This window comes from Paraburkholderia sp., from assembly GCF_049581445.1.
In the GTDB taxonomy this organism is placed as follows: domain Bacteria; phylum Pseudomonadota; class Gammaproteobacteria; order Burkholderiales; family Burkholderiaceae; genus Paraburkholderia.
In genome coordinates, this window is sequence record NZ_JBAURZ010000313.1 from 1 (window position 1) to 6,624 (window position 6,624).

At 63.7% G+C, this 6,624-nt stretch carries 7 protein-coding genes; 2 read left to right on the forward strand and 5 right to left on the reverse strand.

Going from position 1 to position 6,624, the window contains the following annotated elements; translation table 11 throughout:
- On the reverse strand, positions 1-1,511 hold a 1,511-nt coding region (locus WCA85_RS25700), incomplete at its 3' end, for an efflux transporter outer membrane subunit (RefSeq protein ID WP_424067676.1).
- 155 nt (positions 1,512-1,666) lie between these two features.
- Here WCA85_RS25700 and WCA85_RS25705 point away from each other — a divergent pair.
- Complete coding sequence (locus tag WCA85_RS25705) at positions 1,667-2,605, forward strand: LysR family transcriptional regulator (protein ID WP_424067677.1); 939 nt, start codon at positions 1,667-1,669, stop codon at positions 2,603-2,605.
- A gap of 217 nt (positions 2,606-2,822) precedes the next feature.
- On the forward strand, positions 2,823-2,978 hold the full coding sequence (locus WCA85_RS25710) for a hypothetical protein (RefSeq protein WP_424067678.1): 156 nt from the start codon (positions 2,823-2,825) through the stop codon (positions 2,976-2,978).
- Positions 2,979-2,996: 18 nt separating this feature from the next.
- On the opposite strand, the gene WCA85_RS25715 is transcribed toward WCA85_RS25710, so the two are convergent.
- From WCA85_RS25715 to WCA85_RS25730, 4 genes are all read right to left on the reverse strand, one after another.
- On the reverse strand, positions 2,997-3,782 hold the full coding sequence (locus WCA85_RS25715; RefSeq protein ID WP_424067679.1) for an SOS response-associated peptidase: 786 nt from the start codon (positions 3,780-3,782) through the stop codon (positions 2,997-2,999).
- A 155-nt stretch (positions 3,783-3,937) separates the two neighbouring features.
- Positions 3,938-4,759 (reverse strand): metallophosphoesterase, encoded by an 822-nt coding sequence (locus tag WCA85_RS25720; RefSeq protein ID WP_424067680.1) that lies wholly within the window; start codon positions 4,757-4,759, stop codon positions 3,938-3,940.
- 102 nt (positions 4,760-4,861) lie between these two features.
- Positions 4,862-6,301, reverse strand: a complete 1,440-nt coding sequence (locus WCA85_RS25725; RefSeq protein ID WP_424067681.1) for an FAD-binding oxidoreductase — start codon at positions 6,299-6,301, stop codon at positions 4,862-4,864.
- A gap of 60 nt (positions 6,302-6,361) precedes the next feature.
- Positions 6,362-6,624 (reverse strand): DUF2069 domain-containing protein (locus WCA85_RS25730; RefSeq protein WP_424067682.1); only part of this gene is annotated, 263 nt, incomplete at its 5' end.

Below are 6,624 nucleotides of genomic sequence, written 5' to 3' on the forward strand. Positions count from 1 at the left end.
GCACCAGCGCCGACCGCCGCCTTTCCACGCCCATGCGCCGGCAGCGCTTCGTCCGCTTTCGGGCTGTCGGCCGGATCGGCGAGGCCGCCACCCAACGCGGTCATCAGCGAGGCGTGTGCACCGAGGCGCTGCGCCTGGATCCGCGCGACGCCTTCCTGCGCGCGCAGCAACTGGTTCTGGGCGACCAGCACGTTCAGGTAATCGGTCAGGCCGCGTTTGTATCCTTCCTTCGCCAGGTCATAGTTCTTGCGCGCGGCGGCCACGGAGCGCTCGGCGTCGTTCTCCTGCGTCTCTAATGAACGCAGCCGTACGACCTGATCCGCGACATCCTTCAACGCGCTGACGATGGACTGGTTGTACTGCTCGACGGCTGTGTCGTAGCCCGCGTCCGATACGCCGAGTTCGGAACGCAGTCGGCCGCCGTCGAAGATCGGCAGCGACATCGCCGGTCCGCCGGTCCAACTGCCATTGGCCGAACGCAGGAACTGGAACAGCGGACCGGCCGCTGCGTATCCGCCGATCGACGCCAGCAGATTGATGTCCGGATAGAAGTTGGCCTTGGCGACATCGATGCCGCGTGCCTGCGCCGCCACCGTCCAGCGAGCCGCGACGATATCGGGCCGGTGGCCCAGCAGATCGGCGGGCAAGGCGGACGGCAGTCCGGCAGGTGCCGACAACGAGAGCGCCGGCCGGGTGATCGAATCGCCCGCGCCCGGTCCTTTCCCTGCCAGCGCCGCAAGCTGGTTACGTCCGAGCGCGATCGCTTCTTCGAGCGCGTCGATCTGACGTTCATATTCGGGAATTGGCGTTTGCGCCTGGCTCAGTTCGAGCTGGGTGCCGAGTCCGCCCTTCAGACGGCGATTGGCCAGATCGACGATCTGCTGTTGTTGCTGAAGGGTGGCATTGGCGATATCGAGCAGCGCGTAGTCCATCGACATGCCGATATACGCGCGCACCACGTTCGCTTCCAGTTCGAGTTGCGCAGCGCGCTCATCGGCGGCGCTGGCGTGGGCCAGGTCGAGCGCGCGTTCGGTGGCGTTCTTGTCCTTACCCCACAGATCCAGGTGATAGGAAAGGCCGATCGTGCCGGTGTTGTCCCACGTGGTGGCGTCGGCGAGGGGCCCGGGGCCGTAATAGACGTTGTCGGGCCAATGTTGCCGCTCGATCGACAGATTGCCGTTGATTTGCGGCGACTCCGCTGCGCGCGCGACGCCCGCCATGGATTGCGCCTGCCGCACCCGCGCCTGAGCGGCCGCGAGCGTTGGATTGCCGGCCTGAGCGGCTTCGATCCAGGCATTTAATTGCGGGTCGTTGTAGGCGCGCCACCAGTCGGCGGCCGGCCATTGCGCGTCGGCATTGGCGGCGCGGATGGCGGCTCCCACATCGAGCGAGCTGGGATCGGTTCCGCGTGCTTGCGGGGCGAGGCCTCCGGTACTGGCACATCCGGCGATTGTTAGTGAGATCGTAAGAACCGCGAGCGCGGCGATCCCTTTTTGTACCGGAGACTGCACGATTTCCCCCTTAATTGACTATAGAACCCTCTGCGTTATTATATTTTTGGTGGTATTCCTGAATAAGCTGTAAAGATGCAAGGCATTTTTACGCAAACTGTGACAATCGCTCTTACCAAGCATGTAACAATCGCCCTGTCTCGGAAAGGATAGGTATGGATACGCTCCAAAACATGCGTGTATTTGTCCGCGTCGTCGAAGCCGGTAGCTTCACGGGCGCCGCGCAACACCTGAATACGACCACGGCGTACGCGTCGCGCGCGGTCTCCGATCTCGAGGCGCATCTGCGCACGCGGCTGCTCAACCGCACGACGCGTCGCATCGCCCTCACCGAAGCAGGAGAGCGGTATCTGCAGCGCTGCGAGCAGATCCTCGCCTACGTCGATCAGGCTGAGGCCGAGGCAAGCGACGCCCACGCCAGGCCGTCCGGCAAGCTGAAGGTCCACGGCATGACGAGTTTCGGACAGCACTATGTCGTACCGTCCGTGGGGCGGTATCAAAAGCGCTATCCGGAAGTGCAGATTGAATTGACGCTGGCGGCGCGCGTGCCGGATCTGCTCGACGAGGGTTATGACGTCGCACTTGTGCTGGCGCAGAATCTGCCCGATTCGGGACTGGTGTCGCAGCGTCTGGGCAGCGTGTTCAGCATCGCCTGTGCGTCGCCCGCGTACCTCGAGCGGCATGGGGTGCCGCGGGTGCCGTCCGATCTGAGCCGGCATACCTGCCTGCAAATGGTCACGCCTGTTTTCCCGACCGACTCATGGACCTTCGATGGCCCCGACGGCCAGGAAACCTTCGAGCTCGGGCCCGCCACGTTTCAGGTCAATGTCGCCGAAGCGCTCGCCGTGGCGGTGCGTGAAGGCATGGGCATCGGCCTGCTGCCCACGTATTCGGCCATCAGTGGGCTGCGCAGCGGACAACTCGTCTGGGTCCTGCCGGAATACACGTCGCAGGAAATGAAGCTATACGCGCTGTATGCGTCGCGACAGTACCTCGACGCGAAAATCCGCACGTGGGTCGAGTTCCTGCGCGACGAATTGCCCGCCACGCTGGCAGTTGATCAGGCTGAATTGCGCAAATTCGCCCGTACGTAAGAGTGGAGTGAGCGGGCGGTTCTCGCTCGCGTCGCAGGTTTTACGGGACGCTCTGAGCCGCATGCGCGCCGCTATCGTGACGCTCTGTTACAGAAGTGTGGCGTCGCAACATTTCCTTACTTCCTCCGCCCATTTGATTTGATAACGTTGAGTCAACGCACTGGCCGGCCGTGTCGGCTTGCTGTCAGGAATCTGGAATCAATAAGGAAGAGGAATCATGGATACGCATCTGCTGATCGGCGTGGCCGTCATGCTGGGACTGATTGGAATTGCCGGCTCGCGCGATCTGCTGCGTCGGCTCAAGGCTCAGCAGCAACTGGTGCCGATCCGGGTCGAGCGTCGCGATGCGGCGGGCTATACGCGGCGTCGCTGAGCGACTGGATTTAGGGCACTACTGCAGTGCCTCGATCAACCGCGCGTCGTCTACCAGCGGGCGCTCCACATCGGTGCTCACCCGATACCATCTGAATTTCGCCGGCGGCATGCATGCGTGACGGGCCAAGTCATCAAGTTCAGGCCCGCTCAGCGTTGGGTCGAGCCAGCGGCGTGCCGCCCGAGGCGCGAACACCAGCGGACGGTGGTCGTGTACGTCGATCAGGCCGGCATCGGCGGCGGCGGTGACGATCACCAATCCCATACCTTCGGTTTGCGGGTGCGTGCCGTGCACATTGGATAGCGCGGCCAGGTACATCGGTTCGTCGCGCTTCAGACGGACGTAGTACGGCTGTCTGACTGGTTGCGTGGCCGGTTGTTGTACCGTCTCGCGGGCTGCCGCTGCTTGCCTTCGTGTCTGGGTGGCGGACGAGATCCGATCCGCTTCAGTGTCCTCAAGCTTCCCATCAATCGCTAACTCAAGCCGCCATTCGAACCAGCCGTCAGCAGGCACCAGCACCCGGCCCGTCTTCCACAACTCTTTGAAATAACGCCCACTCGCGGCTGTATCGGCGCGTGCGTTGATGGTCTGCGGCAGGTTCTGAGCACGGGCCCAGTCCGGGCAATAGCCCCAGTGGATGGCGCGTACTGTTTCGTCGGGATAGATGGCGAGCGGGTGGGTGCCTGGCGACAGGTTGTAGCCGGGACGACGGTCGGCGGCATCGAACAGCATGAAGGGATTGGCCAGCCCCAAGTGCTGGGCGTAACGCGATGCTTCGCGGTACTGGCTGATTCGACCGCACATGAGCGCTCCCGAGGTGGATGGCGCAACCGCTTGCCGACGCCCGCAGCTTAATGCGTTGCGCCGGTTGTGGCTAGCGGGGCTGGCACGGAGTGAAACCGCATAGATACGCGCTTTAGCGACGCGGCGGGGTTTCCACCTCCGGGTTTCGATGCGGTTTAGATCTCCACTACCTTATCCCACGCGAATTGCGGATTTTCCCATCGGCCTGTGCGGCGATCGAGATAGCCGCGCGGGTTGCAGACCACTTGCGTCCCGTTAATCGTGTAATCAAACGAGGTATGGGTATGGCCGTGAATCCATAGCGCGACCGGCTCACGCACCAGATCCGGGAGATGATTGACGAACCCGGCCGACACCTTGTCGTCCGCGTAACGCTCGGCAAGACTCAACCGATGCGGTGCGTGATGGGTCACCACGATCGTCTTGCCGGCAAACGGTTTGGCCAACTCACTTTCGAGCCAGTCGCGGGCCCGCGCATGCAGGGCGAGGGAATCGCCTGGCGTGAAATCGCGGGTCGCAGCGGCGTCCGGTGCGGCGGCGCGGTCGTGCGGCCAGGTGACCTGGATCAGACCGCGGAAGTCGAGCATGACCCGCTGCGCCGCTGCTATCGAGGTGGCGAGCGCATCGGCGTCCGCACCGCACAGCGTGAAATCGGTCCACAAGGTCGTGCCGAGCACGCGCCATTGGCCAGCCGGGTCGACCAGCGCGGCATTGTTGAGCATGTGCACGTTATCGACCGACGCGGCGGCGTCGTGCATCGCCGCTTCCAGTGCGCCGAACTCGCCGTCATAGTACTCATGGTTGCCGGGCACGTAGACGACCGGCACGGCGCCGTCGAAGGTTTCCGCGGCCCAGCGCGGACCGGCCGCATGATTGTGGATGTCGCCCGCGAGCACGATCAGATCCGCTTGCGCATGCGGAATCACTTCTGGTTCGTCGCACTCCAGATGCAGATCGGACAGCACGCGAATCTTCACGAACGATGCTCCTCTCAGGAAAACGCGGGACGTCCCCTCGCGGGATTGATCTTCGATGCGCTGGCACACAGCGGTTGGTCACGTTGTTTCGGGCTGATGCCCCTAGCGTAGCACCTTGCCGGGATTCATCAGGTTGAGCGGGTCCAGCGCGCGTTTGACCGCGCGCATCAACTGCACTTCGACCTCCGGCTTGTAATGCATGGCCTCGTCGATCTTCAACTGACCCAACCCGTGTTCCGCGCTGATGCTGCCGCGATGCCGGTGCACGCTGTCATAGACAATCTGGTTGATCGGGCTTTGGTACTGCGCGAGGAACGCTTTCGCATCCTCTCCTTCGGGGGCCTGCACGTTGTAGTGCAGGTTGCCATCGCCCAGATGCCCGAACGTCACCATGCGCGCGCCCGGCACTGCCTGCGCGATGGCCGCATCCGTCCCGGTGATGAAATGGCCGATGCGCGAAATGGGCACGGCGATGTCGTGCTTGATGTTGAGCCCCTCTTCGGCCTGCGCGAGCGGAATGTGTTCACGCAGATTCCAGAACGCGCGCGATTGCGCAAGGTTCTCCGCCACGACGGCATCTTCCACGAGACCGTCTTCGAGCGCGGTTTCCATCAGACGCTCGAAGAGCGCGCGCGCGTGTTCCTCACTCTCGCTGTCCGACAGTTCGAGCAGCACGACCTGGGCGTGCGACTCGGCGAACGGATAGCGCATCTGTTCGAAATGACGGCCGACGAGTCTTAGGCAAAAATCCGACATCAATTCGAAGCCGGTCAGAAGCGGCCCCGCAAAGCGCTGCGTGAGAGACAGGAAATCCAGTGCCGCCTGAGGCGAAGCAAGCGCAGCGAGTGCCGTGACGCGCGCTGCTGGCTGAGGATGGAGCTTCAGCACAGCGGCCGTGATGATGCCAAGCGTGCCCTCCGCGCCAATGTAAAGGTCGCGCAGATCGTAGCCGGTGTTGTCCTTGCGCAGGCCGCGCAGGCCGTCCCACAACTCGCCTTGTGCCGTCACGACTTCGAGGCCGAGGCACAGTTCGCGCGTATTGCCATAGCGCAGGACGCCGGTGCCGCCCGCGTTGGTGGCGAGGTTGCCGCCAATCGTGCAACTGCCTTCAGCCGCGAGGCTCAGGGGGAACAGACGGCCGGCTTCTTCGGCGCGAGCTTGCACTTCGGCGAGTATCACGCCAGCTTCGACGGTGATCGTATTGTTGTGCGTGTCGATGTCGCGAACCCGGTTCAGCCGCCGCAGACTCAGCACCGCCTGGGCGCCGCTCCTGTCCGGTGTAGCGCCGCCTGCCAGACCCGTGTTGCCGCCCTGCGGCACGATCGCGACACCGTGCTCGACGGCGAGCCTCACTAACGCGGCCACTTCAGCGGGTGTCGCCGGACACAGAACCGCGCACGCCGCACCGGTGTAGCGACGGCGCCAGTCGGTCAGGTAGGAGGCGGTGTCGTGCGAATCGGTCAGCACGTGTGCCGCGCCGATGAGCTCACGGCAGGCGGCGACGAAGGCTGGGTTGCTCGACGGGGAAGCGTGTTGGGTCATGATGGTAACGGGATCAGATGAAGCGGCTTGCACCTGCCATGGAGGTAGGCTGCACGGGACTTAGTCAGCGCGTTTCGCGCGTCGCGCAGCCCGCTTGAATGGCGCGACGTAGACGAGGGCGCAGACAAAAAAGATCACGGCAAGCAAGGTCTCCAGCCAGCCAAGCTGCGCGGAGTGGCCGCGATCGCTCATGCCGCGCACGATGCCTTCGGCAAAATACAGCAGGATGAGCAGCGATGCCCACTGTAGCGTATAAAGCCGCCGGCGCAGCACGCCCGGTAGCGCGAGCAGCAACGGCACCGCCTTGAGGACGAGCGCCGTGC